Annotated in this window: 21 protein-coding genes and 1 pseudogene; 9 read left to right on the top strand and 13 right to left on the bottom strand. The window is 73.8% G+C overall.

What is annotated here, in order from left to right:
- Nucleotides 1-8 precede the first annotated feature (8 nt).
- The gene (locus GA0115240_RS39125; RefSeq protein ID WP_370673272.1) at nt 9-158 is read left to right on the top strand and encodes an STAS domain-containing protein; all 150 of its coding nucleotides are present in this window, start codon (nt 9-11) and stop codon (nt 156-158) included.
- 444 nt (nt 159-602) lie between these two features.
- Here GA0115240_RS39125 and GA0115240_RS04405 read toward each other — a convergent pair whose 3' ends face one another.
- Complete coding sequence (locus tag GA0115240_RS04405; RefSeq protein ID WP_093735327.1) at nt 603-1,475, bottom strand: hypothetical protein; 873 nt, start codon at nt 1,473-1,475, stop codon at nt 603-605.
- A 78-nt stretch (nt 1,476-1,553) separates the two neighbouring features.
- On the bottom strand, nt 1,554-3,446 hold the full coding sequence (locus GA0115240_RS04400; protein ID WP_093735326.1) for a serine/threonine-protein kinase: 1,893 nt from the start codon (nt 3,444-3,446) through the stop codon (nt 1,554-1,556).
- A gap of 292 nt (nt 3,447-3,738) precedes the next feature.
- Between GA0115240_RS04400 and GA0115240_RS04395 the strand changes: the two genes are divergently transcribed.
- On the top strand, nt 3,739-4,029 hold the full coding sequence (locus tag GA0115240_RS04395) for a DUF5133 domain-containing protein (protein ID WP_093735325.1): 291 nt from the start codon (nt 3,739-3,741) through the stop codon (nt 4,027-4,029).
- A gap of 349 nt (nt 4,030-4,378) precedes the next feature.
- Nucleotides 4,379-4,888 carry a DoxX family protein gene (locus GA0115240_RS04390; protein ID WP_370673271.1) on the top strand — a complete coding sequence of 170 codons (510 nt, stop codon included), beginning with the start codon at nt 4,379-4,381 and terminating at the stop codon, nt 4,886-4,888.
- Between the two features lie 85 nt (nt 4,889-4,973).
- Here the strand turns inward: GA0115240_RS04390 and GA0115240_RS04385 are convergent, their stop codons facing one another.
- Nucleotides 4,974-5,192 (bottom strand): DUF5133 domain-containing protein, encoded by a 219-nt coding sequence (locus tag GA0115240_RS04385; RefSeq protein ID WP_093735324.1) that lies wholly within the window; start codon nt 5,190-5,192, stop codon nt 4,974-4,976.
- A 339-nt stretch (nt 5,193-5,531) separates the two neighbouring features.
- Nucleotides 5,532-6,326: an SDR family NAD(P)-dependent oxidoreductase gene (locus GA0115240_RS04380; protein WP_093735323.1), complete on the bottom strand. Its 795-nt coding sequence runs from the start codon at nt 6,324-6,326 to the stop codon at nt 5,532-5,534.
- Nucleotides 6,327-6,780: 454 nt separating this feature from the next.
- Between GA0115240_RS04380 and GA0115240_RS04375 the strand changes: the two genes are divergently transcribed.
- From GA0115240_RS04375 to GA0115240_RS04360, 5 genes and pseudogenes are all read left to right on the top strand, one after another.
- Nucleotides 6,781-7,716, top strand: a complete 936-nt coding sequence (locus GA0115240_RS04375; RefSeq protein ID WP_093735322.1) for a glycosyl hydrolase family 18 protein — start codon at nt 6,781-6,783, stop codon at nt 7,714-7,716.
- Between the two features lie 152 nt (nt 7,717-7,868).
- Nucleotides 7,869-8,543, top strand: coding sequence for a PhzF family phenazine biosynthesis protein (locus GA0115240_RS04370; RefSeq protein WP_093735321.1), 675 nt, complete (start codon nt 7,869-7,871; stop codon nt 8,541-8,543).
- Between the two features lie 78 nt (nt 8,544-8,621).
- A pseudogene (locus tag GA0115240_RS37850) lies at nt 8,622-10,133 on the top strand (ABC transporter transmembrane domain-containing protein); the annotation flags it as partial.
- A gap of 417 nt (nt 10,134-10,550) precedes the next feature.
- Complete coding sequence (locus GA0115240_RS04365; protein ID WP_256069538.1) at nt 10,551-12,401, top strand: ABC transporter ATP-binding protein; 1,851 nt, start codon at nt 10,551-10,553, stop codon at nt 12,399-12,401.
- Nucleotides 12,402-12,629: 228 nt separating this feature from the next.
- Complete coding sequence (locus tag GA0115240_RS04360; protein ID WP_093735320.1) at nt 12,630-16,043, top strand: phosphodiester glycosidase family protein; 3,414 nt, start codon at nt 12,630-12,632, stop codon at nt 16,041-16,043.
- An 11-nt stretch (nt 16,044-16,054) separates the two neighbouring features.
- Here the strand turns inward: GA0115240_RS04360 and GA0115240_RS04355 are convergent, their stop codons facing one another.
- The 9 genes from GA0115240_RS04355 to GA0115240_RS04315 form a co-directional block, all read right to left on the bottom strand.
- Nucleotides 16,055-16,405, bottom strand: coding sequence for a CU044_2847 family protein (locus tag GA0115240_RS04355; RefSeq protein WP_093735319.1), 351 nt, complete (start codon nt 16,403-16,405; stop codon nt 16,055-16,057).
- A 9-nt stretch (nt 16,406-16,414) separates the two neighbouring features.
- Nucleotides 16,415-17,722 carry an ABC transporter substrate-binding protein gene (locus tag GA0115240_RS04350; protein WP_093735318.1) on the bottom strand — a complete coding sequence of 436 codons (1,308 nt, stop codon included), beginning with the start codon at nt 17,720-17,722 and terminating at the stop codon, nt 16,415-16,417.
- Nucleotides 17,722-18,678, bottom strand: a complete 957-nt coding sequence (locus GA0115240_RS04345; RefSeq protein ID WP_093735317.1) for a hypothetical protein — start codon at nt 18,676-18,678, stop codon at nt 17,722-17,724. The genes GA0115240_RS04350 and GA0115240_RS04345 overlap by 1 nt, the downstream gene beginning before the upstream one ends.
- The gene (locus tag GA0115240_RS04340; RefSeq protein WP_141708720.1) at nt 18,675-20,120 is read right to left on the bottom strand and encodes a VWA domain-containing protein; all 1,446 of its coding nucleotides are present in this window, start codon (nt 20,118-20,120) and stop codon (nt 18,675-18,677) included. The genes GA0115240_RS04345 and GA0115240_RS04340 overlap by 4 nt, the downstream gene beginning before the upstream one ends.
- A gap of 42 nt (nt 20,121-20,162) precedes the next feature.
- Nucleotides 20,163-20,921 (bottom strand): tetratricopeptide repeat protein, encoded by a 759-nt coding sequence (locus GA0115240_RS04335; RefSeq protein WP_237554591.1) that lies wholly within the window; start codon nt 20,919-20,921, stop codon nt 20,163-20,165.
- Nucleotides 20,908-22,365, bottom strand: a complete 1,458-nt coding sequence (locus tag GA0115240_RS04330; RefSeq protein WP_093735314.1) for a trypsin-like peptidase domain-containing protein — start codon at nt 22,363-22,365, stop codon at nt 20,908-20,910. Before GA0115240_RS04330 ends, GA0115240_RS04335 begins: the two co-directional genes overlap by 14 nt.
- Nucleotides 22,366-22,469: 104 nt before the next feature.
- The gene (gene budA, locus GA0115240_RS04325) at nt 22,470-23,276 is read right to left on the bottom strand and encodes an acetolactate decarboxylase (protein WP_093735313.1); all 807 of its coding nucleotides are present in this window, start codon (nt 23,274-23,276) and stop codon (nt 22,470-22,472) included.
- A 29-nt stretch (nt 23,277-23,305) separates the two neighbouring features.
- A complete protein-coding gene (locus GA0115240_RS04320; RefSeq protein WP_256069537.1) occupies nt 23,306-24,001 on the bottom strand; it encodes a thiamine pyrophosphate-binding protein in 696 nt (231 codons plus the stop codon).
- Nucleotides 24,002-24,161: 160 nt separating this feature from the next.
- On the bottom strand, nt 24,162-25,577 hold the full coding sequence (locus GA0115240_RS04315; protein WP_202451017.1) for an FAD-binding oxidoreductase: 1,416 nt from the start codon (nt 25,575-25,577) through the stop codon (nt 24,162-24,164).
- A 295-nt stretch (nt 25,578-25,872) separates the two neighbouring features.
- On the opposite strand from GA0115240_RS04315, the gene GA0115240_RS04310 reads away from it, so the two are divergent.
- Nucleotides 25,873-26,727, top strand: coding sequence for an alpha/beta fold hydrolase (locus tag GA0115240_RS04310; protein ID WP_093735311.1), 855 nt, complete (start codon nt 25,873-25,875; stop codon nt 26,725-26,727).
- Nucleotides 26,728-26,774 lie beyond the last annotated feature (47 nt).

Here is a 26,774-nt window from a genome sequence, read left to right as displayed (position 1 = left end):
TCCTGCGCGTGCTGCTCGCGATCCGCCGGCAGACCGATCTGCGGATCGCGGCGCCGCGGCCGGCGCTGGCACGTCTGATCCACATCGTGGGCATGGACCAGGTGCTGAAGGTCTACCCGACGGTGGCGGCGGCCAAGGCGGCACCGGTCACCGAGTGAGCAGACCGGGATCCCCGGGGGCTCCCGGGCCGCCGGTTGCGCGGGTGGTCCCGCTCAGGCGGGGCTGGGGTCGGCAGGCCGGCTGGCGCCGCCGTGTCGTCGGTACCGGCGCCGCCAGCGGTGCCTGCGGCGGTCTCGCCGTCCGGCGCTCCGTGCGCGGCGGCGAGGGGCGCCCACCAGGCCGGCCGTCCCGGCGGCGGTCACGTAGCAGCGGAGCGGGAGCAGGAAGGCCGCGTTCAGCGGCAGGCGGGGCAGGGCGCCGATGACGGCCGGCCCGGCCGGCGTGCCGAGACAGCCGGGGCCGGGCTGGCCGGCTCTCCCGGCCCGCGCTGGCCTTCGTCGCACCGGGCGCCGCTCTCGACACCGTTGTCACCGAGGAAGGGGCACCCCGGGACGCAACCGAGGCCTTCGCCGCGGCGGATGTGACGGTCCGAACGGTCCGCGTCACGCCGTAGGTTCGGTGAACCACGACGCCAGCGACGACCACTGGAACGACTCCCGCCAGGCCAGATCGCCGGCCACCCAGCCGGTCAGCGCCTCGATCACCCGCTGCGCCGAGCTCGTCCGGGTCCAGTAGTGCTCGGTGGGATCGCGATCGCGGTACTCCAGCTGATAGGTGCCGTCCGGCCGCAGCCAGACCTGGGCGTAGCACTGGTCGTCGCCGGCGCACTCCAGCACAAGATGCCGGTCGCGAGCCAGATCCAGCACCGCCGCCTCCAGTTCGGCGCCGCGCGGACACCGCGCGTCCGCACGGTGGCCGGGATGCGCCGGGGTGTCCGGTCCGTCGCCGGCGGCCGGCGCCGGGTCGGCGGGCGGCAGGCCGCAGGCGTCGATCAGCTCGAAGAACAGGTCCTCCACGAACGGGTCGGCGCGCTTGGTCAGCACCGACAGCAGGGCGCCGGGCTCGGCGGCGAACCCGGCCTCGGCCGCCCACCCGGCGATCGATCCGGCCGTGGCGCGCACCTCGTCCGGTCCGGGGACCGGTATGTCGTAGTCCGCGGCCATGACCGGATCGAGCAGCACCGTCCACTGCGCGCCGGACGGCGTCAGGCCCCAGACCTGGCACATGTCACTGTCCATCACCCTCGCCAGCAGGGCGGGCGCACCGGTGGACGCGACCAGTTCGCGCAGCAAGCCCTTCGGGTGGTCGGTCAGGAAGCCGTGCCCGGACTGCGCCGTCCGCCAGCCGCCCGTCCGCTCCGCGCACGGATGCAGGCACCCGTCCGCGCACTCCCCGCACGAGGCCGCACCCAACGGCGGCAGTTCCAGCAGCGGCCGGTCGCTGCGAGCCAGCACGAAATCGCCGGAAAAACCCATGTTCCCTCCCCGGATCATTAGGCATCAAGCTACCTCCGACCACTGACAACGCGCCCCGGTGCGCCCGGTGACCCCCGGTCAGTTCGCGCGGAAAGTGCCGCGCGCGATGTCGAAGGTGCTGCGGGCCCGCTCGACCTGGCTCACCGGCGCCGACAGCGAGATGTCGAACATCCGCCCGTTCTCGGTCCAGCACAGGTCGAAGGTGCGCCGCGCGCCGGCGTGGTCGTAGGTGAACTCCCACAGCGCGGCCGGCTGTCCGTGCTCCAGCGTGCTGGTGACGACCCCGTCCCGGTAGCCGGCGTAGGTCGCCGATCCGGCCCGCTTGCGGTCGTTCAGCGCGTCGTAGGGGCCGCGCGGATCCGGCTTCTGCTCGCGCTCGCCGAAACGGACGACGTGGTCGGGCGACCAGTAGTAGGTGTACGGCGGCTCGGGATCGCGCGCGAAGGCCGGCGGCAGGGTCACCGAGAAACCCGCCGGGTCGGTGACGAGGTGGAAGCCCGGCGGGAGCGGCGGCGTACCGGCCGAACCCGGTGGCGGCCCCTGGTCGTCCGGCGGCGGGGACGGCGGGCCGTTGCCGCCGAACGGCGGCGGATAGCCACCGGTCGGGGGCGGGAAGCTGTTCGCCGGCGGTGGATAGCCGTTCGTCGGCGGCGCGAAGCCGCCGGTCGGCGGGGGAGAGCTGGTGGCCGGTGCCGCTCCCGCGTCGCTGTCCGAACCCCGCTGGCTCACCAGGTACGTCGCCGCCGCGCCCGCGCTCACGGCGAGGACGACCAGCGCGCCGACGGCGACCACCTGGATGCCGCCGCGGCGCCTGCGGCCCCGCGCCCGGTGCGAGGAAGGCCTGGCGGCGGGTGAGGCGATGATGTCGGGCCGGGCGGGAAACGGGAGCGCGACCGGGGCCGGTTCACCGTCACCCTGCCCGTCACCCTGCCCGTTCCCTTGCCCGGCCCCTTCCTGGTCCCTTTCCCCGGCCGCTGCCGGGTCCCCCTCGTCGTCCGCCTCCTCCGGCCCCGACGTCTCCAGGGATTCCGGCTGCTGCGCTTCGGGCTCCAGCTCGGAGTCCGGTTCCGGCCACGGCGCCTGCTCCGGTTTCTGCGCCTCCAGCACCGGCCGCTCACCGGTCTCGGCGAAGGCCGCCAGCAGCCGCCGCGCCTCGACGGCGCCCATCCGGCTGTCGGGATCGCGGTCCAGCAGCGACAGCGCGACCGGCAGCAGCGGCCCCAGCTCGTCCGGCGGGGTCAGGGTGTCGATCGCGACCGCGTGCACGATCTCGCCGATCGAGTCGCGGTGGAACGGCGACTCGCCGTGCACCGCCGCACACAGCAGCGCGCCCAGCGACCACAGGTCCGACGCCGGGCCGGCGCCCTTGCCCGACATCCGCTCGGGCGCGGTGTATTCGGGGGACCCGACGAAGCCGCCGGTCTCGCTGATGGTGCCACCGCCCGGCACCCGGGCGATACCGAAGTCGGTCAGCACCACCCGGCCGGTTCGGTACTCGATCAGGATGTTCGCCGGCTTGACGTCCCGGTGCTGGATCTCGCGTTCGTGCGCCGCTTGGAGCGCGCCCGCCACCGCGGCGCCCACCCTGGCGGCCTCGCGCGGCGGCAGCGGGCCGTCCTGCGCCAGGACGTACGCCAGCGAGCGGCCGTCGATCAGCTCCATCACGATCCAGGGGTGGCCGCGGTGTTCCACCACGTCGTGCACCACCACCACGTGCGGATGCCGGATGAGGGCCGCCGTGCGCGCCTCCCGCAGCGCGCGCTCGCGCCGCAGCGCTATCTGGCGGGCCGACAAGCCCTCGTCGGGCAGGTGGAGTTCCTTGACCGCGACCTCGCGCCGCAGTAACTCGTCGGTGGCCTGCCACACGGTGCCCATCCCGCCGCGTCCCAGCCTCTTGGTGATGCGGTACCGGTCGGCGATCACGTCGCGCGGCGGTGAGGAGGGGGCCGTTTCTCCCCCGTCGCTTGCCATGCGGTCATCATGCCTCAGCTCGCACCCATGTGCCTGTCCTCACACGATTCGGGCGTCCCGCAGGCGGTGGTCATCCGCCGGTCCGGCCCCATCTGTCCGAATGCTGCGCCGTGTTACGGCCGCGGACATGAAGATGGGCGCCAATGGAGTCCTGACGTCATCGCGGCTCCCGCCGGGACCGACGACCCGGATACGTGATCCCGGACACCCTTGTGCATGGACGCGCGGCGGCCGGGCAGGCGCGGGCCGGGCCGTATACGAACCGGCGAGCGGCCGCGCATTGGAGGCAGCGATGATCTGGGCCCACCCGTCCACCTTGCAGACGCTCGTCGACCGTTACGAGCAACTCCGCCAGCGCGAACTCGCCGGCCAGCCGGACCCCCAGCTCCAGGCGAGACTGCGCGATACCGCCTACACCCTGTGCGTGTCCACCGGGACCCGCCACGTCGGCCTGGCGCTCGCGGTGGCGCGCAAGCGCGTCGCCCAGAGCCGCACCGAAACGGCGGTCGGGCTGACCGAGACCGGAGTCCAGGCGTCCGGGGACGCCCAGGTGCGCTCCGCGGGGACGCGGGCAACCGTCTGAGCGACCCTGGCGGGCCCGCGCGTTGTCGCGGGCCCGCCACGGTCGCTCCCGGCCCCCCGGGGTAGTTGCCCCGGCAACTCCTCCCGGCACATTCACACCGGCAACGCGCGTTGTCCTCCGCATCGTTCGCTCCTCCAGTCACTGGCGTGACCAGGGCCGTCACCGTCTCGGGCGGCCGTCCGCCGAGGGCGCCGTCGGAGCGCGGCCGGTAACTTGATCCGCCCGGTGAACGGCGCGGAATACCCCTGCGTACGAGTCGTGGCACGGACGGTCACCTGAAGGACGTGGTACCGCCTTCAGGCCGGCCGTCCGTCCGCCCCAGCTCTGCACCCGACTCGTAGGAGATCCCGTGTTGGACATCGGCAAAAGACTCGACGACGCCAATTCCCCGGTTCTGTCCCTGTACCGCATGGTCATCAGCCTGCTGTTCGTCTGCCACGGCTCGGTGACCGTCCTGGGCCTGTTCGACGGCACCGGCGGCGGCAGGGTGTCGGCCGGCACCTGGCCGGGCTGGTGGGCCGGGCTGATCCAACTCACCGGCGGCGTCCTGGTGTTCATCGGCATCGGCGACATCGGCACCCGGGTGGCCGCCGTGGTCAGCTCCGGCTCCATGGCCTACGCCTACTTCACGGTCCACCAGAAGAACGCGCTGTGGCCGATCCAGAACGGGGGCGAACTCTCCGTCCTGTTCTGCTGGAGTTTCCTGCTGATCGCCGTCGTGGGCCCCGGTACCTGGACCCTCGCCCGGCTGCTGTCCAAAGCCAGGGCCGGCGGCACCCCGTCCCCGTCCCCGTCCGCTGTTCCCGCAGCGGCGGCGGCAGCGGCGACCGCCGGTGCCGCGAGCGCCGAAACCCCCTGAATCCCCGACCCGCGCGCAGGCCGCCGCCGACACCCACGTGCTGTCGGCGGCGGTCCGGCGGTCCGGCGCGGCAGCGCGGGGGACCTCAGGCGGCGCCGGGTCCGGAGATCACACCGATCCGGGTGCGCGCCGCGTCCAGCGCCGCTTCGATGTCGCGGGTGCCGGTGGACACGCACAACGTGTAGACGGTGTCCCGCAGTTCATTGCTCACCTGCGGCGACGCGGCGCCGCCCCCGGCCACCGCGCTCAGGCGTTCGTAACGCTCGATCAGCTCCTGCAGCACAGCAGGGTTCGCCCACATCATGACTGCCTCCTCGGCGCTGCCGCTCGCAGTGCGCCCACGGCCGCATAAGTTGCCTGCCCCCGGTGTGCTCCTTACACGCCTCTTCGCGCCCCCGCACACCGCGCCGCCGGGCCGCTGCCGGGCGGGGTGATCGTCCCGCCGCGCCGCCGATGACGCCTCGGGACGGCCGGGCCCGGGACGCGGCGGACCGCCCCTGAGCTGGTGCGTCAATGAGCGGCCGGGTAAGGGGCGTGTGTCGGTGGCCGGCTCGCGCGGCGGCCGCAGGACGAGGTGCCGCGTCCGGCTGTGTAAGGAGAATCACGTCGCCGGGCGCCCGCGCCCCGGCCGCGCGAACCGCTGTTACGGGAGGATCGCGTCCACGTATCCGCCGTCGACCCGCACCGCCCCGCCGGTGGTGGCCGAGGCCTGCGGGGAGCTGAGATAGACCACCATGTGGGCGATCTCGGCCGGCTCGATCAGCCGCTGGATCAGCGACGTCGGCCGGTGCTCGCGCATGAAGGTGCGCTGGGCCTCGTCCCAGGGCAGGTCGCCGGGCACCAGTTGGCGGACGAAGTCCTCGACACCGCCGGTGTGGGTCGGGCCCGCGATCACGCTGTTGACGGTCACCCCGGTGCCGGCCGCCGCCTTGGCGAAGCCGCGGCTCACCGCGAGCAGCGCGGTCTTGGTCATCCCGTAGTGGATCATCTCGACGGGGATCACCACTGCCGAGTCGCTGGCGATGTACTGCACGCGCCCCCAGCCGCGGTCGGTCATACCCGGCAGGTAATGGCGGGTCAGCCGGACCGCGGTCAGCACGTTGGTCTCGAAGTAGCTCCGCCATTCCTCGTCGGAGATCTCCAGGGCCGGGCGCGCCGCGAAGACACCGAGGTTGTTGACGAGGATGTCCACTTCGGGCGCTGCCGCCAGGAGCCGCGCGGTCCCCTCGTCGGTGGTGATGTCGGCGGCCACCGTCACGGTGTCGGCGTCCGGTCCGGCGGCGCGGACGCGCCCGGCGGCCTCGGCGAGCCGGTCCTCGCTGCGGCCGGTGAGGACGAGCCGGGCCCCGGAGGCGGCCAGCCCCTCGGCGATGGCCAGCCCGATGCCCTGCGAGGACCCGGTGACCAGCGCCGTTTTACCGGAAAGGTCGATCTTCACTGCTGTGTGCCCCACTTCTGCGATCCGCCGGCGGCAGTGTGCCACGAGGAACGTCCCCCTGCCCGCGCCGATCAACGCTATGCCGACCCGCCCGGGGATCGGACGCGTGTCGGCGCGCCGTACGGGTGACACCCGGTGCGAGGCCGGCGGGCCCGGCGGCGCCCGACCGGGCTCGCCCGCGAACGCCCGCCAACGCCCGCCGACGCCCGCGAAGGCCCGCGATCGGTCGGTCCGCTGCCGGGATCGCGCTGGCCGCCAGGGCCGCGACCGAGCGTCCCGTCGGCCAACGCGCCGAAGGGGAAGACCAGTTGGCCGACGCTGCCGTGACGGGTGGGGCAGCTGTGAAGTCGGCCGCCGCCTCTTGACAGGGCACGGCAGCACGGGCCAGCATCCTGCCCCAGGTCGTTAGGAAACCTTCCTAACCCGCTTCCCCCCTCACACCAGCGAGGCTTCCATGACCCGCTCGCACGCCCGTCCTGCCCTCGTCGCCGCGGCGGCCATCACGCCGGCCCTCCTCCTGATCATCGGCTCGTCGCCCGCCCACGCGGCAAGCGCGTCCCTCCCCGCCCAGTACGCCGCTCCGTACCTGCAGATCGACAGCAGCAGCGCCGCGGACATGGCCGCCGACCAGAAGGCCAGCGGCCTGAAGTACTACACACTGGCCTTCTTGACCTCGAAGTCCGGCTGCACCCTGCAGTGGGAGGACGGCGGCGACTCCGTCGGCGCGTTCGCCTCGCAGATCAACACCCTGAAGTCCGCCGGCGGCGATGTGATCATCTCCTTCGGCGGCGCCGGCAGCAACGAACTCGCCCAGACCTGCACCACGGTCTCCAGCCTCACCGCCGCCTACAAGAAGGTGGTGGACACCTACGGCGTCACCCGGCTCGACTTCGACATCGAGGGCGACACCCTCGCCAACGGGACGGCCAACAAGCGCCGCGACCAGGCGCTGGCCGCGCTGCAGGCGGCAGAGCCGTCCGTGCAGATCGACTTCACCGTCGCCGTCGACCCCGACGGCCTGGAGTCGGACGTGACCACGCTGCTCAAGGACGCCAAGACGGCCGGCGTCAAGACGAACCTGGTCAACATCATGACCATGGACTTCGGCGACGGCGAGAACGCGCTGAACGACGCCGAGTCCGGCGCCAAGGCCACCGAGAAGCAGCTCGCCACCATCTACGGCGGCACGGCCGCGCAGAACTGGGCCCGCATGGGCCTGACCCCGATCGCCGGCCGCAACGACGACGACGAGAACTTCACCCAGGCCAACGCCTCCACCCTGGAGAGCTTCGCCGCCACCAACGGCGTGTCGGAGCTGTCCTTCTGGGAGGTCGACCAGTACGACAAGCCCACCGGCTACGCCTACTCGAAGATCTTCAACAAGATCTGACCGCCGGACACCGCGGCCGGGCGCCCGCCGGCGCCCGGCCCCCACCCCGGTCCGGCTCCCACCCCGGTCCGGCTCCCACCCCGGTCCGGCTCCCACCCCGGTCCGGCTCCCACCCCGGTCCGGCCGGCGGCCGGGGCTGTTTCAATGCCCCCGTGAACAACGCGCCCATCGACATCGACGTCCTGCGGGTCTTCTGCGCTCCCGGCGGCGCCCACGGCAACACCCTCGGCGTGGTGCGCGACGGCAGCCGGGTCCCGGACCGAGCCGCGCGGCAAGCCCTCGCCAAGCACCTCGGGTACAGCGAAACGGTGTTCGTGGACGATCCGGAGCGGGGCGTGGTGGACATCTTCACCCCCGGGCTGCGGCTGCCCTTCGCCGGCCACCCCCTGGTCGGCGCCGCGTGGCTGCTCGACCTGGAGATCCTCGAACTTCCGGTGGGCGACGTCTTCGCCCGCAACGACGGCGAGTTCAGCTGGATCACCGCGCGAGCGTCCTGGGCGCCGCCGCGTACCGTGCGCCAGTACCGCTCGGCAGCCGCCGTGGACGCCCTCGACGTACCGGAGCCGGGGGAGTGGGTGTACGCCTGGAGCTGGCAGGACGAGGCAGCCGGCCGGGTCCGCGCCCGCGCCTTCCCCGGGCGCGGCGACGGCATCGACGAGGACGAGGCCACCGGGGCCGCCGCGCTGCTGCTCACCCACCGGCTCGGCCGGGCCCTCAACATCACCCAGGGCCGCGGATCACAGATCCTCACCGCTCCCGGAGCCGACGGCACCATTGAGATCGGCGGACGCGTCCACCTCGAACAGGTCCTGGCGCTGAGCCGCTGAGCGGCCGCCCCGATGCGCCGCCGCGTCCGGCCCCGACCGTTTGCCGGGCGCCGCCCGGCGGCTGCGTAGGGTGCGGTCATGGCCGACACCTTCCGCCCGCCCGCCGCGAAGGACATCCGCACTCCGCTCCGCTTCCTGCTGTGGCTGGTGGCCTGCCAGCGGCGCCGGGTGGCCGCCGGGGCCGTCCTGGGCATCACGTGGATGACAGGACTGGCCGTGCCGCCCTACCTGTTGTCCCGTGCGGTCGACGACGGACTGAAGGCCCGCGACACCACCGCCCTGCTGGCCTGGACGGCCGCCGTGTTCGCGATGGGCGCGGTGAACGCGGCGGTCGGTGCCGCCCGGCACCGGACGATGACCAGGATCCGCATCGACGCCTCCTTCCGGACCGTCCGCGCGACCCTGGCCCGGGCGAGCGCGCTCGGCAACGCCCTGCACGGCCGCGCCACGGCCGGCGAGATCGTCACCATCGGCGTCGGCGACGTGCAGGTCATCGCCCGGTCGATGACCGCGACCGGGCCGGGCGTCGGAGCGGTGGTCGCCTACCTCGTGGTGGCCGGGCTGCTGCTGGGGATCTCGCCGCTGCTGGCGGCCGTGGTCCTGGCCGGTGTCCCCCTGCTCGCCGCCGCCATCGGACCCCTGCAACGGCAACTGCGCGGCGCCGGCGCGGACTACCGGGAGGAGCAGGGCGCGCTGACCGCCCTCCTGGTCGATCTGGTCACCGGCCTGCGCGTCCTGAACGGCCTGGGCGGCAAGGAGGTCTACGCCGGCCGCTACCGGCAGCGCTCCGGGGCCCTGCGCGCGCAGGGTTACCGGGTGGGCGCCGTGACCAGCTGGGTCGGCGCCCTCGCCACCGGCGGCCCGGCACTGTTCCTGGCCCTGGTGACCTGGCTCGCCGCCCGGATGGCGGCCGAAGGCACCCTGGCCATCGGGGACTTGATCGCTGTTTACGGCTACACCGCGATGCTCGTCGTTCCGGTCGCCTCCCTCATCGAGGCCGGCTCCGACATCGCCAGGGCCCTGGTGTCCGCACGCCGGGTGACCGGCTTCCTCGCCCTGCGGCCGCAGGCCCGGCACGCCGGGACGCGGCAGCCTCCGAGCGGGCCGGCGGAGCTGTACGATCCTGCCTCCGGGGTGCGGGTGCGGCCCGGTGGGCTGACCGCGCTGACCGGCGCACGGGCCGCCGACGCGGCCGAAGTCGTCGAGCGCCTGGGCTGCTTCACGCCGTCGGACGCGTGCTGGGGCGGCATCCGGCTGGACACGATCGCCCCGGAGCAGCTCCGGGAACGCATCCTCGTCGCCGACAACGACGCCTATCTGTTCGCCGGAAGCGTCCGCGAGATCGTCGCCGGGCGCCGCCCACCGGACAAAGACAGCGGGGACGGCGGGGACAGTACCGGGAAGGGGGACACCGACCGGGGCGTGCGGGCCGCCGTGCACAGTGCGGTCGCCACCGACATCGTCCAGGCGCTGCGGGACGCGCTGGACTCGGCCGTCACCGCGCAGGGCGGCAGCCTCTCCGGCGGGCAGCGCCAGCGCCTGCGGCTGGCCCGCGCCCTGTACGCCCGCCCGGAGGTGCTGCTGGCCGTCGAACCGACCTCCGCGGTGGACGCGCACACCGAAGCGGCGATGGCCGCCCGGCTGCGCACGGCCCGCACCGGCCTCACCACGGTGGTGACGACCAGCTCGCCCCTGGTCCTGGAACAGGCGGACACCGTCGTCCACTTGATGGCCGGACGGGTGGCGGCGGCGGGCAGCCACCACGAACTGCTGCGCACCGAAGCCGGCTACCGGGCGCTGGTCTCGCGCGCGACCCAGGAGCCCGAGCCGGGCGCCGCCGGGGGCGGCGGGCGGCCGGAGGGCGTTGTGCGGCCGGAGCTGTCCGGCTGCCCGGTGTCGGTCTCGCGCGCGGGGGGCTGGGTCGGGTGCCCCGGGGGAGTCCGCCGGGGGCGGCGGGCGGCCCGAGGGTGTCGGGGGGCCGGAATCGTCCGAGGAGGAGGCGTCCCGGTGAGCACACCGCTGCCCGTCGCCGACCCGGCCCGGGTCCGCCGCGCCGCGATCGGCGAAGTACGCACCGACAAAGGGGCGTTCACCGCCGTCCTGGCCCTCAACGCGCTGGCGGCCGCCGCCGGGCTGGTGGGGCCGTGGCTGCTGGGCACCATCGTGAACACCGTCAAGGCCCCGCCCGGCGGCCGGGGCGCCGTCACGACCGTAAACCGGCTGGCCCTCGTCATCGTGGCCGCGACCCTGGCCCAGATCGTGCTGTCCCGCTGGGCCCTGCGGCTCGCCGCCGGATTCGGTGAGCGCGCCGCGGCACGGATCCGGGAGCGATTCGTCGACCGCATGCTCACGCTGCCCGCGGTCGTCGTCGAACACGCCCCCGCCGGTGATCTGGCCACGCGCGGCACGACGGACGTGGACGCGGTGGCCACCGCGTTGCGATCGGCCGCACCCGAAGTCCTCATCGCCGCCGTCCAGGCGCTGTTCATCGTCGGCGCGGTCTTCGTCCTGAACCCGCTGCTGGGCGGGTGCGGGCTGTCCTGCCTGGTCGCCGTCGCGGTCGCCCTGCGCTGGTACCTGCGCCGCGGCCGGCCCGGCTACCTGGCCGAGGGCGCCACCAACTCCGTCCTGGCCGAGGTACTGGCCGGCGCCGTGGACGGCGCCCGCACCGTCGAGGCGCTGCGGCTGGAGGAACGGCGGCTGGCGATCGCGGAGGCCGCCATCGCCCGGGCCCGCGCCGCACGGCTGCGGACCCTGGGCCTGCGTTCGGTGCTCTTCCCGGCAGTGGACATCTCCTACACGCTGCCGGTCGTCGGCGTGCTGCTCGTCGGGGGCGCGCTGTACGACCGCGGCGCGGTCGGCCTGGGCGCCGTCGTCGCGTCCACCGTGTACTTCCGCCAGCTGATCGGACCGATGGACACCATCTTGCTGTGGGTCGAGCAGTTGCAGAGCAGCACCGCCTCCTACGCACGGGTGGAGGGCCTGGCCGCCGTCCCCGAGGACGCGACACCGACGACGGCCGAGCCGGCCGGCGACCGCATCGAGGTCACGGGGGTGCGCTACGCCTACCGCCGGCCCGGCGACGGGCTTCCGGCGGACGCCCCGCCCGGGCGGACGCCGCCCGGGCAGACTCCGCCGACGCAGACGCCGTCCGGGCAGACCGTACCCGGCGATGTGCTGCACGGGGTCGATCTCGGCATCCGGCCCGGCGAACGACTCGCCGTGGTGGGCCCCTCCGGCGCCGGCAAATCCACCCTCGGCCGCCTGCTGGCCGGCATCGACCGGCCGCGCACCGGCACGGTCACGGTCGGCGGCGTCCCGGTCGCCGACCTGCCGCCGGAGCGGCTGCGCCGTCAGATCGCCCTCATCACCCAGGAGCACCACGTCTTCCACGACACGCTGCGCAACAACCTTCTCCTCGCCCGGCCGACCGCCACCGACGCCCACCTGCACGCCGCGCTGGCCGCCGTCGGCGCCGGCTGGACCGCCGGGCTGCCGGCCGGCCTCGACACCGCTCTCGGCGAGGTCGGCGGACACCGCCCCGACGGCTCGCAGGCGCAGCAACTCGCCCTCGCCCGGGTGATCCTGGCCGATCCGCACACCGTAATCCTGGACGAGGCGACGGCGCTGCTCGACCCGGCGACCGCCCGCACCACCGAACGCGCCCTGGCCGCGGCCCTGCGCGGCCGGACCGTGATAGCCATCGCCCACCGCCTCCACACCGCTCACGACGCCGACCGGATCGCGGTGATGGCCGCCGGCGTCGTCACCGAACTCGGCACCCACGACGCCCTGGTGGCGGCCGGCGGCGGGTACGCGGCGCTGTGGCGCACCTGGCACGGCGGCGCACGGGAGTAGGCCCGCGCGCACCGCGTCCGGCCGCCGGGCCGCGCGGGGCGGCGCCCGGGATGAACCGCACATGACCACCGGGCGCCGCCGCATCCTTCTTGTCTCAACCCCTGCTTCATCCGGCTGGTGTCAGGTGGGGACGAGTGCCGACGATGTGCCGGTGCACAGCCCATAGGAATCAAAGCAATGACTTTTCGTGGTAAATGGCTTGTCCGTGCCGGTGCGCGACGTACCGCCGTGACGACCTCGCTGGCGCTGCTGCTGGCCGGCGGCGTCACCGGAGGCGCGCTGGCGTCGGCCGATCAGCCGAGCGGGGGCGCGCACGGCACCGTCACGTCCGCGGCGGCCCGGCGGGCCTGGCTGCCCCCGACACCGGACAACTGGCCGCAGGTCGTCGACTTCAGCAGAACGCCGAGCGCCACCATCACCCGGGGCCTGCAGCAGTACTCCGAGACCTACGACACCGTCGGCGGCCGCCAGCACACCCAGGTGCTCACCGCCGACCTCACCGACCCCAATCTGCGGGTCGGCGTGGTGGAGGCCGGGGACACCCTCACCAACCCGGCCGACGAGACCGTCTCCTCGATGGCCAACCGCACGCACGCGGTGGCCGGGGTCAACGGCGACTACTTCGAGATCAACGCCAGCGGACGCCCGCTCGGCGGCGTCGTCACCGACGGGCGGCTGCTGAAGTCCCCCAAGCCCGGCTTCGCCTCCCAGCTCGGCATCCGGCCGGACGGCACCATGGTGATGGGCCCGCAGACCTTCACCGGCACCGTCACCGACGGCACGGCGACCCGCCCGCTCACCTCGGTCAACACCGTTGACGACGTGGCGGCCGGCGGCGTCACCGAGGTGACCCCCGACCTCGGCGCCACGCCGGGTCTGACCGGCGCCACCCTGGCCCTGGGCCACAGCACCGCGGCCGGCTCCTTCACCGTCGACAGCGTGCGGACCGGTGTCACCTCCGTGGACCGGCTGACCGACGGCCAGCTCGGCCTGCTCGGCGGCGGCGCGGGCGGCCAGTGGCTGACCGGCACCCTGCATGTGGGCGACACGGTGCGCCTGGCCACCGCGCTGTCCCCGGACAACGACCTCGAGCAGCTGGTCAGCGGCGTCACCACGCTCGTCAAGGACGGCAAGGTCTACAACGACCCGACCGGCACGCCCCCCAGCGGCGCCAACCCCGAGACGGCCGTCGGCATCAGCAAGGACGGCAAGCACGCGACCGTCGTGGCCATCGACGGGCACGGCGGCACCACCACCGCCTTCGGCGTCACCCCGCAGCAGGCGGCCGGCTACATGGTCGCCCACGGCGCCTACACCGCCATGCTCTTCGACGGCGGCGGCTCCACCACGATGGCCACCCGCGTCCCGGGCGCCGGCCAGGTCACCGTCGCCAACACGCCGTCGGACCTGCCCGGCAACACCGAACGCCCGGTCGGCAACGGCATCTTCTTCTACTCCACCGCCAAAACGGCCGGCCCGGCCACCAAGGCGGTCGTCAACGGCGGCAAGGCCGTCACCACCGTCGCCGGCGGCACCGTCCCTGTCCCGGCTTACGCGACCGACCGGCTGGGCAACCCCGCCGCCGGATCGGTCCGCGTCACGGTCGAGCCCTCCTCGCTCGCCTCCGTCGCGGACGGCCGGCTCACCGCGCTGCGCACCGGCACCGGCCGGATCGTCGCGACCGACGGCCGCGCGACCACCTCGCAGAAGCTGACCGTGGTCGACCGGCTCGCCACCTTGGCGGTCTCGCCCGACGCCCCCGACCTCGGCAACGGCGCCACCCAGCAACTCACCCTGTCCGGCACCGTCAAGGGCGGCGCGGCGGCCCAGATCCCGGCCGAGGCCGCGGACTGGAAGGTCACCCCGGCCACGCTGGGCACCGTCGACGCCCACGGCCTGTTCACGGCCGACGCGACCAACGGCGGTCTGGCGGAGGTCACCGCCTCGGTCGGCGGCGCCACCGCCACCGCCAGCATCGCGGTCGGCAGTGTCAGCAAGACGATCGACCCGATGACCAGCACCGATGTCTGGCGCCTCAGCAACAACACCACCGGCCAGCCGGCCACGCTCAGCGCCGACCCCGGCGTCGTCCCGCCGGCCTCCACCGAGACCGGGTCGCTGAAGCTCGACTACACGATGCCGGCCGGCTCGGGCGTCAAGCAGCTGGTCCTGTCGTCCAAGACCACGCTGAAGACCACGACCAGCGACGACGGGCAGACCCCCACCGGTATCGGGGTGTGGATCAAGGGCAACGGCTCGGGCATCGAACTGGCCGAGGCCTACATCGGGGTGGACGGCACCAAGACCACCCTCTACCCGACCTACGTCACCTGGAACGACTGGCACCTCGCGGTCGCCCAGCTGCCGGCCGGACTGCAGTTCCCGCTGACCATCTCCTTCGTCGACTTCCTGGGCATCAACCCCAACACGACGACGGGCGGTTCGCTGAACGTCAGCGGTCTGCAGGCGCTGTACTCGCCCCGGCCGGTGACCGCGCCCGCCTACCAGGCGATCCCGAAGAACCCGTCCTGGCTGACCTTCGAGGAGGACTCCAGCGCCTTCAGCAAGAAGGGCAGCACCCTGCTCACCGGGGACGACGCGCACCTGCTCGCCGACGACCCCGGTTCGGTCAGCAGCAACGTGCTGAGCTCGATCGCCGGCCGGCTGCCGTCACTGAGCCCCCAGGCACGCCCCGACGCCGCCCAGTTCCTCGGTGACATGTCCGACGACGGCAAGCTCCCCGACCTCCAGTACGCCAAGTCGAAAATGGACGCGCTCGGCATCCCGGAGCACGACATCGTCGGCAACCACGAGATCACCCAGGGCGCCGACGCCGAGAACGGCAACTACAGCCAGACCTTCGGCGACACCCACTACGCCTACTCCGACGGCCCCGCCCAGGTGATCGTCACCGACAACTCGCACGGCAGCCTGCAGTCCTCGGACCCGTTCCAGACGCCGGCCGCCGCGCAGTACCCGTGGCTGGTCCAGCAGCTGACGGCCACCCACGCCAAGGACGTGCTGGTCGTCACGCACATGCCGGCCTACGACCCGCACGCGGCGGCCAACAGCCAGTTCACCGACCGGTGGGAGGCGCAGATGTATCTGCGCCTGGTGCAGAAGTACCAGGAGTCGCACCCGGACCAGCACGTGATCATGCTCTACGGGCACGCACGCGGCTTCTCCGAGCAGATCCTCGACCCCGAGGGCAACGCCGTGAGCGCCGCCGCCGGCGGCATCCCGCAGCTCACCTTCGCGGACCTGGGCATGCCCGCCTACGCCCCTGCGAACCAGGGCGGCTTCTACCACTTCGGCCTGGTCCACGTCGGCGCCGGCGGGGACATCCAGTTCTCGGTGGAGCCGGCACTGGCCTCGATCGCGGTGACCGCCCCTTCGGCACCGCTCGCCCCGGGCGACCGGGTCGCGCTGACGGCCACCGGTACGCAGATCGCCGGTGACAACCTGCCGGCCCTCACCGTGCCGATCGCCGACCCGGCGTCACATGTCTGGTCCTCCGGCGACAGCAAGGTCGCCTCGGTCGACGCGGTCAGCGGTCGGCTGACCGCACACCGCGCGGGCACCGTGACGGTGTCCGTGACCAGTGGCGGCGTGACCGGCAGCGTGCAGCTGACCGTGCACTGATCGCGTCCGGTTCACCCGAGGGCGCCCGGCTCCGCCGGGCGCCCTTCCGCGTCCGGGGCGTGCCAGCGCAGCGTCACGTCCAGGTGGGCGCTGGCGTTGGCGCTCGCGATGACACCGCCCAGTTTGCCGTCCAGGACGACACCGAAGCTGATCTCCACCTCGTCCGGCCGGTGGGCCAGCTCCCGGAACCCGTCCATCGCCTCGGACGCGGCGGCGGTCACCGGCGCCAGCGCTTCGCGCAGGGTCCGCTGCGCGGTCTCCAGGCGGTCGCCGAGGCCCACGGCGCCGGTGCCCGCCCGGGCCGGCGGGGTCACCAGGACGACGGTCCCGTCGGTCAGGGAGAAGGCGACCGCGTCGGACATGGGGTCCTTTCATGGGGCATCGGCCGGCGGGACATCGGCGAGGGCCCGCGGCGGGGTGGAGCAGGCCGGGCCGTTCGGCGCCTGCGGCTGGTCGAGATCGCCGCGGACCTTGTCGAGCTGGCGCAGCAGGCCCGACGGATCCCCCCGGTTCGCGGTGTAGTTGAGCACGGCCCGGTAGAAGGCCGCCGACAGGTCCGGCGGCATCAGGTCGGCGGCGCTGAAGCACAGGGTGTGGCCGCTCTCCGGACGGAGCATGGCGGCGATCCGCGCCTCGATTCCCTTCGGGTAGGCGGAGATCGGCACCTCGCGGCTGGCGGAGAACGCGTGGCCGGCGGTCTGCCCGACCCAGGCGGTCTGGGCGTCCTGGCCCGACAGGTACTCGATCAGCTCGGTGGCACGCGGATTGTGCGCGGCGAACATCCCGACGAAGTCGCCGGACACCTCCAGCGGCGCACGGCCGGGGCTGCCCGCGAAGTCGTAGTCCTTCTCCTGGACCAGGTCCGCGCCGAAGCCCATCGCGGACAGGGCGCCGTGATCGAGCGCGCAGCTGGGATGCTGCTGCGTCATTCCTTTCGCGGCGGCGCTGAACTCGGTGACCGGAGCCCTGGCGGCGCTGTCGCGGACGAGCCCGCCCCACGTGCGCCACGCCGCCTCGACCGGCGCCGAGTCCCACTTCTGCGTGCCGGCGACCCACTTCTCGTAGGTGCCGACGCCGTCCGGTCCGGCCAGCAGGATGTCCGCTATCCAGTCGGCGCCGGGCCAGCCGGAGGTCGGACCGGACGCCAGTCCCAGGCACCAGGGCGCGCCGGCCGGCGGAGAGAACGCGCGCTGCGCCGCCAAGGTGGTGGGGGGATCGCGGGTGACCTCGGGGTCGTACCAGATCAGGCTTTTCACGTCGGCCTTGACCGGGACGGCGAACACCTGCCGATCCACCGTCATGAGGCCGCTGAACGGTGCCACGAAGCGTCCCGGGTCGATGTCCAGCGGCCGCAGCCGGCCGTCCGTCGCCTTCCGGTCGGCGTAGAGCTCGACCGCGCCCACGCTGGGCAGTACGGCCAGGTCGGGCGGCAGGCCCGCGGCCAGTGCGGCGTCGAGCTGCTGGGTCGTCGCCCGGGTGACCTCGACATTCACCTGGATACCGGTGCGCGCCTCGAACCGCTTGACGACGGAGTAGAACGCCTGGAACTCCGCGCCGCTCCAGGGAACCATGATGGTGACACTGCCGCCGCCGGCCGGACCACCGGAGCAGGCGGCACAGGCCGCGAGCAGCCCCAGCACCGGGACGCAGCGCGCGAGCCGCGCCAGCAGGGCCCGCATCACCGCTGGAACCGGTACTCGTTGAGCCGGGGGCGGTAGGCGAGATACGCCAGCACCCCCGCGGCGCAGAGCAGGGACGGCGCGGCCGCCAGGGTCACCGGATGGCTCGCCAGCGGGTTGGCGGACAGCCGGCTCTCGTCGTGCGTGCTCAGCGCGCCGGCGGTGACCGCGACCGTCGCGGCGACGAGCAGCGCGGCCGCGAGCAGCGGACTGACGATCCGCCGGAAGTGCGACGCCACCACCCAGGCACTGGCGAGGGCCAGCAGCGCCGTCACGATCACCGGCCCGGTGAGCAGCCACCAGAAGGAACCGGGGTCCAGCCAGTGCGAGGCACGCTGCCGGTTCAGCCCGCCCTGTTCGAGACCCTCCAGGTCCCGCAGCGCCGCGAGCAGGCCACCGGTGTTCGCGATCGCCGCGTGGGTGTCGGGGTCGGTCTCGTCCGGGTCGTTCAGCGCCTTGAGGGCGTCGGTGTCCGCCTCGGCTCTGGACGTGGAGAAGTCGAGGACCGCGGCCGCGGCGAGCTGGTTGCAGGTCGCCAACTGGTCCTGCACGAACTGGATCTGGGTCGCTCCGGGGACGCCCGCCGCATTGCCCTGGGCCGCCGAGGTGATGTCGGTGCCCACCTGCGCCATGGCACCGGTGAACGTCGTTCCCGCGCCGGTCAGGGGCACGTCCTCGTGCGCGAACGCCGAGTCGAGGGCCGGTCCCGCAATCAGCGCCATGTCCACGGCGTTCCCGATGTCGCCCACCGCCACCGAAGTCCGGCGGGCGGCGGATATCTCGCGCCGCGCCTCGGTCGCCACCAGCAGGTACAGCAGCGCGGTGGCGACGACACCGATCAGCACGCCCGTCCGCAGCCAGCGCAGCACCCGGACCGGGTGGGTCGCGCGCAGCCGAGTGTACGGGCTGGCCGGGCTCCGCCGCGGCGGGCGCGCGGCCGTCACGAAGGCGTTCACGGGCTGTCCGCCACCTCGTCCCCGAACGGGCGGCCGCAACGCTCGCAGTGCTTGAGGACGCGGGCGGAGGTCGTCGCGCCGCAGTGGCGGCAGACGCGGGCCCGGTCGGCGGGCGGCACGGCGTCGACCATGTCGGCCGGCGCGGTACCGGTCTTGACCGAGTCCAGTCCGAGCCGCTGCATCTCGCCCCGTGTCACGTCGGGGCGCAGCCGGGGCATCCCGTCCCGGTCGAGCTCCGACACCTGCCGCAGCAGCCGGAGTCTCGGCGCGTCGTCCAGGCGTTCCGCCAGCTCCAGGGCGATGCGTAACTCCCGGTTCGCGACGGCCGGATCGCCCCGCTGCCCGGCGTCGGCGCAGGCGCGCATCGCCATGCCCAGCTCCCGCTCGTTCTCCACCCGGGTGAGGCTCTCCGGCCGAACCGTCGCCAGGCCGGGGGTGCCGCGTCTGCGGATCACCATCGCCTGCTCCGGCCCGCACGCCTCGCGGTCGCCGCCGGGCGTCTCGGCGCGCATCCCGATCCGGGCGGCGCGCAGCTCCTCGTCGACGGGCACCGCCGCGGCCTCGAAGCTCAGCGACAGCAGGTACTGGCGGATCTCCGGCGCCCAGGCGCCGAGCGGGATGTGGAGCTCGCCGCCGCGGCGCTGCTGCTGAAGGGTCAGATCGGCCTCGACCGGACGGATCTGCCGGACGAAGCCCACCCGGAAACGGTCGTTGAGGCGCAGGCTCAGGTAGGCCCGGGGCACCACGAGCCCGTGCGCCTGCCGCATGAGCCGGATGAAGTCCTCGGTGAGGTCGGCGATGGCGACCACTGCCTCGGGCCTGCCGTGCAGCGCCTCGGTGATCCGCAGCAGCTCGGTGTAGTTCCAGTCCTCGCCGAGTCCGCGCGCGTCGCACACGAAGCGGTCGGCGCAGGCCGCCAGCGCGGCGCTGAGCTCCGCTTCGGACTCGTGCTCGTCCTTGCCGTCGGTGTAGAGCACCGCGTGGCACACGGTGCCACCGGAGGCCACCGGGGCGAAGAGCCGTTCGGCCTGGGTCAGCCAGCCGCCGATGGCCGTGCCGCCCTCCGGGAGCTGGTCGGCGACCCGGCGCTTGGCCGCCGCCTTGACGTCCTCGTCGACCCGGGCCATGCCCCCGCCGAGCGGGTAGACGACCTCGGCCCGGTGGTTGCCGGCGACGACCGCGAGATACGTCCCGTCGACCAGGGTGTCGATCGCCGCGCACACGGCCCGTTTGGCCTCGGCGAGTTTGCCCCGGCCGGCCATGGACAGCGACCGGTCCATGATGAGGACCTCGGCGAACCGGGTCTGCGGGACGGCCCCGGCTGCCGCGGTGGAACGCGCGCCGATGGTGAGCAGGGCGTCGGCGCGGGTGTCCTCGAAGGCGAGATCCCCGGGTGCGTCGACCTCGACGGTGAAACTCAGTCCGACCGCAGACCCGCTCACCAATCGCACCACCTGACCGCGTCGTTCAGTGGGATGATGAGTTTATCGCTCCCGGGGGCGTGCCGTAGGGCGATTGCCCGGATTCCCGGCGCCGCCCGCGCGCGACGCGCGCCTGCCCGGTCGCAGCTGCCGCCAGTCGATGCCGGGCCGCAGCCGGTTCGCCAGATCGACCAGCGCGGTGTGATCGCGCTCGGTGGTGGCATGGCCGGCCACCTCGCGGACCACCTCCGACAGCTTCAGCCGATCGCCCGCGACGACGAACTCGGCGTACTCGATCTCCGCCCGCAGCCCCGCGCCCGCGGCGGCGTCCACCTCCAGCCGGGACATCGACCCCCGGGCCCGCGCGAGGTCGGCGGGAGCCGGCGCCCCCGGTCCCGGCGGCGGTACGACCGCGACCAGCAGCCGGACCGCCGCTATGGCCGCCTCGCGCTCGAAGCGCGGCTCGGGCGCCAGCCGCTCGGCGGTGGCCACCGCCGCCGCCCGCCGTCCCGCCAGCAGATGCACCCTGGCCAGGCCGAAGCCCGCGGCGCCGAGCGCCGGCGCGGTGTCGAAGACCGTGCCGTAGTGCAACTGGGCGACCGCGAGGTCGCCGCGCAGCTCGGCGCACAGGCCGAGCGCGAGCCGCGGGATCAACTCGCCCGGCAGCGCCCGCCGGGTGTGCGTGAACTCCTCGGTGGCGCGCACGCCGTCCTGGCACGTCAGCTCGATCAGACCGCGGTACCAGGACCGCAGCCAGTGCCCCTGCGGCAGGTCGACCGCGGCCAGCGCCTCCCGCGCGGTGTCCGCGTCACCGCGCCGCAGCGCGGCCCGGCACTCGGCGAGCGCCCCGGTCGCCGGGCCGCCGGCCTGCGGGTGATCGGGATCGGACAGCGGCGCGGGCAGCGCCGGCCGCGGCGTCCCGGGGCGCCGGCGAGGAGAAGGGCGCGGACAGCGTCAGGACGCGGTCCGCGCCCGGACCGGCGGTGATCCAGTGGCCGACGGGCCGTACCGCGCCGAGCCCGCCGTGCAGCGGGTCGGTCATCGAGCCGAACAGCGCCGAGGCCCGCTGCACCGGCCCCCGCCCCGGGGTGGCCGTCACGACCTGCCGGATCACCCCGCTGAGCTGCTCGGCGAACTGGCGGGCCGAGACGAATCTGCGCTCCGGATCGGCGGTGTCCGTGGCCCGCTCCAGCAGCAGATGCAGCGAATCGACGCCCGGCGCGGTGCGGTCGCGCAGATGCTCCCGGCACAGCTCGGTCAGTGTCATGCCGAGGCAGAACAGGTCGAATCCGGCGGTGGGACGGGCGTGTTCCGGGTCGGGCCGCGGCGCGCGGTGCTTGGGGGGCGCGTACGCCTCGGTGTACTCGGCGACCGGACCGAGGTCGTGCACGGTCCGCACCGAGCCGAAGTCGATCAGCCGCACCCGGTCGCGCGGGCCGACGGCGCTCTCCTCCTTGAAGCGGATGATGTTCGACGGCTTCACGTCGCAGTGCAGCACGACGGTGCCCGCCCACGGGCCGTCCAGCAGCCGCGTCAGCTCCTGGGTGAGGGCGAGCCGCAGCGCGTCGCTGAGGACGTCGTCGGGCGGTATGTCGTCGGACGCTCCCAGATGGTTGGCCAGCCCGCCCGCCACATACCGCTCGACCTGCGGCAGATACGCCAGCACGGTCTCGGTCGGCAGCATCCACGCCGCCCGCGCCCCGGCGTTGACGTAGTCCGCGACCACGATGCCGATGACGCGGCCGGCGAACTCGCCGCCGAGCGCCACCACACCGGCCCCCGAGTAGCCCGCCTCGATCCACGGGCTCCCGGTGCGGATCCGGTTGAGCAGCCCCCACTCGCCCTCCCGGCCGCCGGAGCCGGCCAGTTCCGCGTCGGTCCCGATGCCGTAGGGCTCGGCGGCCGGGAAGCCGTAGACGCGCACCTTGCCGCCCGAGATCGGCGCCCGCCACAAACTCGCGTGCGCCCGGCAGCCGGTCGGCTCGTCCAGCCGGAGCAGGGCCACGTCCCCGCGCCGCGTACCGCTGCGGTGCACCCACGACTCCGGCGCGACCCGCGCGGTGCCGGTCCACTCCGGGGTGCAGGCCACACTCTTGATCCGCACGTGCGCGGCGGTCCCGCCGGGCGACGCGCCCGCGTACCTGACGACATGCGCGCAGGTGAGTACGTGCCGCTCGTCCAGCAGCACGCCGGCGCCGCACGGTTTGCCGTCGCCGTCGTCCACTCTCACACGCCAGGGATCGTCGCTGTGATGATGCGTTCCCATGCACTCACCGTACGGCGGCGGGCAGACGGCGTCCGGTCCTTTCCCGGGTTGACGCCGCCGCGGCCCCCTCGCCGGGCCGGCGGGCGCTCACCGCTCCGGCCCGGTCAACCGCCCTCGGCCTTGCGGATCTGGGCCCGGCTGTCGACCGGCGACAGGTCGGAGTCGAGGAAGGGGCCGGACCGCGGCAGGCTCAGGTGCAGCTCGGAGGCGGTGCTGACCGCGATCTCGCCCCGGTCCAGCCGCCAGTCCAGTGCGTGGCCGCCGTGCTGGTGCGCGCTGTCCAGGAAGTGCAGGTGGTATCCGGCCACCGAGATGCCCTGCTCGAAGTCGGGGGTGCGAAAGCCGGCCAGCGTGCCCCGCACGTCGCTGAAGTCGGTTTCCGCCTGCCCGGCGGTGGCCTGCGTCAGCGGCGGATAGGGCGGGGTCTGCTCGGCCACCGTGCGGGTGCGGACCCGGCTGAACGTCCCGGTGACGCGCACGCCGTACAGGAGGTTCGCGCTGGGGACGGCCCGGTCGATCAGCGCGGCGGCCTCGTCCCGGCCGGCGCCGGACGGCACGGGTATGGTCACGTCGGCCGAGAAGCGGGTGACGGCCGCGAACGGGGTCCGGTCGGTGGGCGCCGCGACGCTCGCGCTGCCGTCGGCGCGCACATGGTGGCAGATCCCGTCGAGGACGACCATCTCGCCGTCGAGCCGGTTGAAGGTGCCCAGGCCGAAGTCGCCGTGCGTCAGCAGTTCGGCGACGGTGACGTCGCCGTCGTAGACGCCGTCGAGCAGCGCTCCCATGGTGGAGGTCTGGTAGACCTCCCGGGCCCGCGAGCCGTCCCGGCCGGCGGCGCCGGCGGAGTGATGGGCCAGCATCGTCCTCGCCCACCGGTCGAAGCGCTGATGCGCGCTCTCGGCTGCGCCCATGTCTCCTCCTCGTCCGGCGGACCCGCTACTCAAAGGGATCCTCGGGCAGTTGGGCGGCCAGATCGGTGTTGCGGCGGTAGTCGACCGGCACATCGACAACCGACACGCCCTCCTCGGCGAGCGCCTGCCGCAGGGCCGCGACGAAATCGTCTCGGTGGCGGTCCGGTAAGCCCGGTGCCGGCGATCAGGTCGCGCAGCGCGGCGCAGCTGTCGGGGTCGGCGGCGCGCGCCCCCTCCAGCAGCACCGGCCGCCGCGCGCCGCGGACGAGTTCGGCGGCCCGGCGGATCCCGTCGGCGGGCGCCGGGCCGAGCCGGCCGACCGGCAGCGGATGGGTGAGGGTCGCGGACGTCTTCGCCGCGAGGACGTCGGTCGGCAGCACCACCGCCGCCGAACCGCGCGGTTCGGTGACAGCGGCGCGCAGGGCGTTCATCACCGTCTCGGCGACATGGTCCGGATCGCCGACCTCGCCGGTGAACTTGGTGAGGGTCTGCCCGGAGGTGACCAGGACGACCCCGGGCGTCCCGGTCAGCCGGCCGACGGCGGCGGCCATGAACGCGGCGTTCTGCTCGTGCCGGCGGACCACCAGCCGCGGGCCGCCGTCGGCCAGTGCGTCGTAGACCGCGTCGATCTTGGCTCCCGGCACGCCGAAGATGTGGCGCACGCCCTGGGAGTCCAGCGTTTCCAGCACCCGTTGGGCGCTGCGGACCGCAACGTCTTGTGCCACGCTCATCGGTGGACCCGCCCTTCCTGATGGGGCGCGCCACCCGCCGTCGGACCAGGCGTCCTTGGGGGCTCGCGCGGTTTTTTCATCGTGGCACCGCACCTGGCCCACCGCATGCGGGGCCACCGCGGGCGGCCCGCTTCGGGCGCTGTCCGGCGGTCGCTCAGCCCTGACCGGGCGGGATGTTGTGGTTGAAGCGGAAGGCGTTGTGCGGGTCGAACCGGCTCTTGACCGACCGCAGGCGTTCGTAGGTCGGCGCCCGGAAAGCCTTCCGCGTCCGCTGCGCGGTCGCGTCCGACGCGGCCAGGAAGTTGGCGTGCTTGGCCTCGCGCAGCCAGGGGGCCAGCGGGTCGAGCAGTTCCAGACCGGCGTCCTTGCGCTCCTCGCCCTGCCCCTTGGCGACGATGGTGGAGGTGATGAGAAGGAACTGGGCGTCGAGCGGATCGACCGCGTTGTTCCCGCCGGTGCGCTGCTTGGTGAGCGCGCCGCCGAGGTGGCGGATGTCGATGACGTTGACGGCGGTGGCGCTGTCCGGGCCCGCGGCCGCCACGAAGGCGTCCACGGTCTGCGGGGTCAGCTCCCGCAGCAGCGCGAACTGCTCGACGGACGGCACCGGTTCGGCCGGGCCGGGGGCGATCTGCCCGAAGTCGGTGAACGGCCGCTCGGTGACCGTGTCCAGTTCGGCCGGCGCCGCCGCGCGCAGGGGGGCGATCAGCTTCCGCCCGTCGTCGGCCGAACCGAGGTAGGAGATCCGGATGTCGACGGTCAGCCGCCCCCGCAGGAGTTCGGGGACCGACGGGACGTCCGGCATCCGGAGCAGGGCGATCGAGGACATGAGGTCCTGCGGTGCGCCGGCGGTGAAGCGCTGGTAGGCGTGCATGACCGACGCGGTGTCCCGGCCGGAGAAGAACAGGTTGCCCGCGTACAGCCGGGTGACCGGGAAGAGGGCGCACTCCAGCGCGGTGACCACACCGAAGTTGCCCTTCCCCCCGCGCAGGGCCCAGAAGAGGTCGGGCTCGGTGGCCTCGGACGCCTGCCGCAGTTCGCCGTCGGCGGTCACCACGTCGATCCGGCGCACATGGTCGGCCGCCCAGCCGAAGGCCCGTCCCATCGTCACGCTGAGCCCGCCGCCGAGGGTGTAGCCGACCACGCCGAGGGAGGGCGCGGAACCGGCCAGCGGCGCCAGTCCGAAGGCCGCCGCCTCGTCGACGAGCTGCCGCATGCTCACCCCGGCCTCGACCCGGGCGGTCCGGGCGACCGGGTCGATCGCCACCCCGGACATCCGCCGGGTGGTGATCAGCAGCCCGCCGCTGATGGTCACCGCGGGCCCGTGCCCGGTGGCGACCACGCCCACGGCCAGCTCATGGGCGCGGGCGAAGCGCACCGCGGCCTGTACGTCCGCCGGGCCGGTGGCGCCGACGATCACGGCCGGGCGGTGGTCGACCGCCGCGTTGAGCGTCCACGCCTCCTCGGCCCAGCCGTCGTCGCCGGGCAGCAGCACCGGTCCGGCCACCCGGGCCGCCAGGGCCTCCTGGTCCCGCCGGGACGGCGCCACCGACGCACGCGATTCTTCGGCCACGGATATCACCTCGGGAGCGGCACCCGCGGATGCCGCGAGACAGCGGGATCGCCCGGTGCGAAGGGGAAATATGTCCTGAATATCCCAGAGCACCGTACCGCCGGCTCCCGGCCGGGACAACCGGGGCCGGCGCCCGGGCCGCCGCGCACATGCCGGATACCGGCCGGGATGGTGGGATGGTCAGGAGGCTGCGGCCACGGCAGGTGGCCCCGGACGAGACGACGCGCTCGGCTGTCCGTCCGGCGAAGGCAGCGCCACGGGCCCCGTGCGGGTCCGCCGGACCGGAGGTCTGCCCATGCCCGGGACCACCATGCTGACCGCGCCCAACGAAACCATCGAGGCCCGCAACGGCATCCGGTACACCTACCGGCGCTTCGGGAACACCGGCACGTCGGCGCTGCCGCTGGTCTTCCTGCAGCACTACCGCGGAAACCTCGACAACTGGGACCCCGTCCTGATCGACACCATCGCCGAGCAGCGCGAGGTGATCCTGCTCGACAACACCGGGGTGGCCGGCTCCACCGGCACCGTCCCCAGCACCGTCGAGCCGATGGCGGTGGACGCTGTCGCCTTCCTCGACGCCCTGCGCCTGGCGCGCTACGACCTGTTCGGCTTCTCCCTCGGCGGATTCGTCGCCCAGGAGGTCGCGCTGATCCGCCCGCACCAGATCCGCCGCATCGTGCTGAGCGGCACCGCCCCCAAGGGCGGCCGGGGCTTCCACGGCTGGCGGGGCGAGATGCTGGCGGCGGCCAACTACGAGGAGAGCGGCCCCGAGAACCTGCTCACCTTGTTCTTCGAACGCACCGAGAGCAGCCGGGCCAAGGGTATGGAGTTCGTCCAGCGGATCTTCTCCCGCGACAAGGACCGGGACGAGGCCACCGATCTGGCCACCCGCGACGCGCAGATCACCGCGATCGCCACCTGGGGGATCCCGGACCCGGCACAGCTCGGCCGGCTGGCCCACATCCCCTTCCCGACGCTGGTGGCCAACGGGGACAACGACCGCATGATCCCGACCGAGAACACGTATCTGCTCGGCAGGCACCTTCCCAACGCCAGGATCAGCATCTACCCCGACGCCGGCCACGGCTTCCTCTTCCAGTACCCGGCGGAGTTCGGCGCCGAGACCAACGAGTTCCTCGGGCAGTGACGCCGCCCCGCCGGACGCGCGGCTCCACCGCCCCGCGTCCGGCCGGC

It is taken from the genome of Streptomyces sp. DvalAA-14 (assembly GCF_900091855.1).
Taxonomy (GTDB): Bacteria; Actinomycetota; Actinomycetes; order Streptomycetales; family Streptomycetaceae; genus Actinacidiphila.
This window is presented reverse-complemented; position numbering and strand designations above follow the sequence as displayed.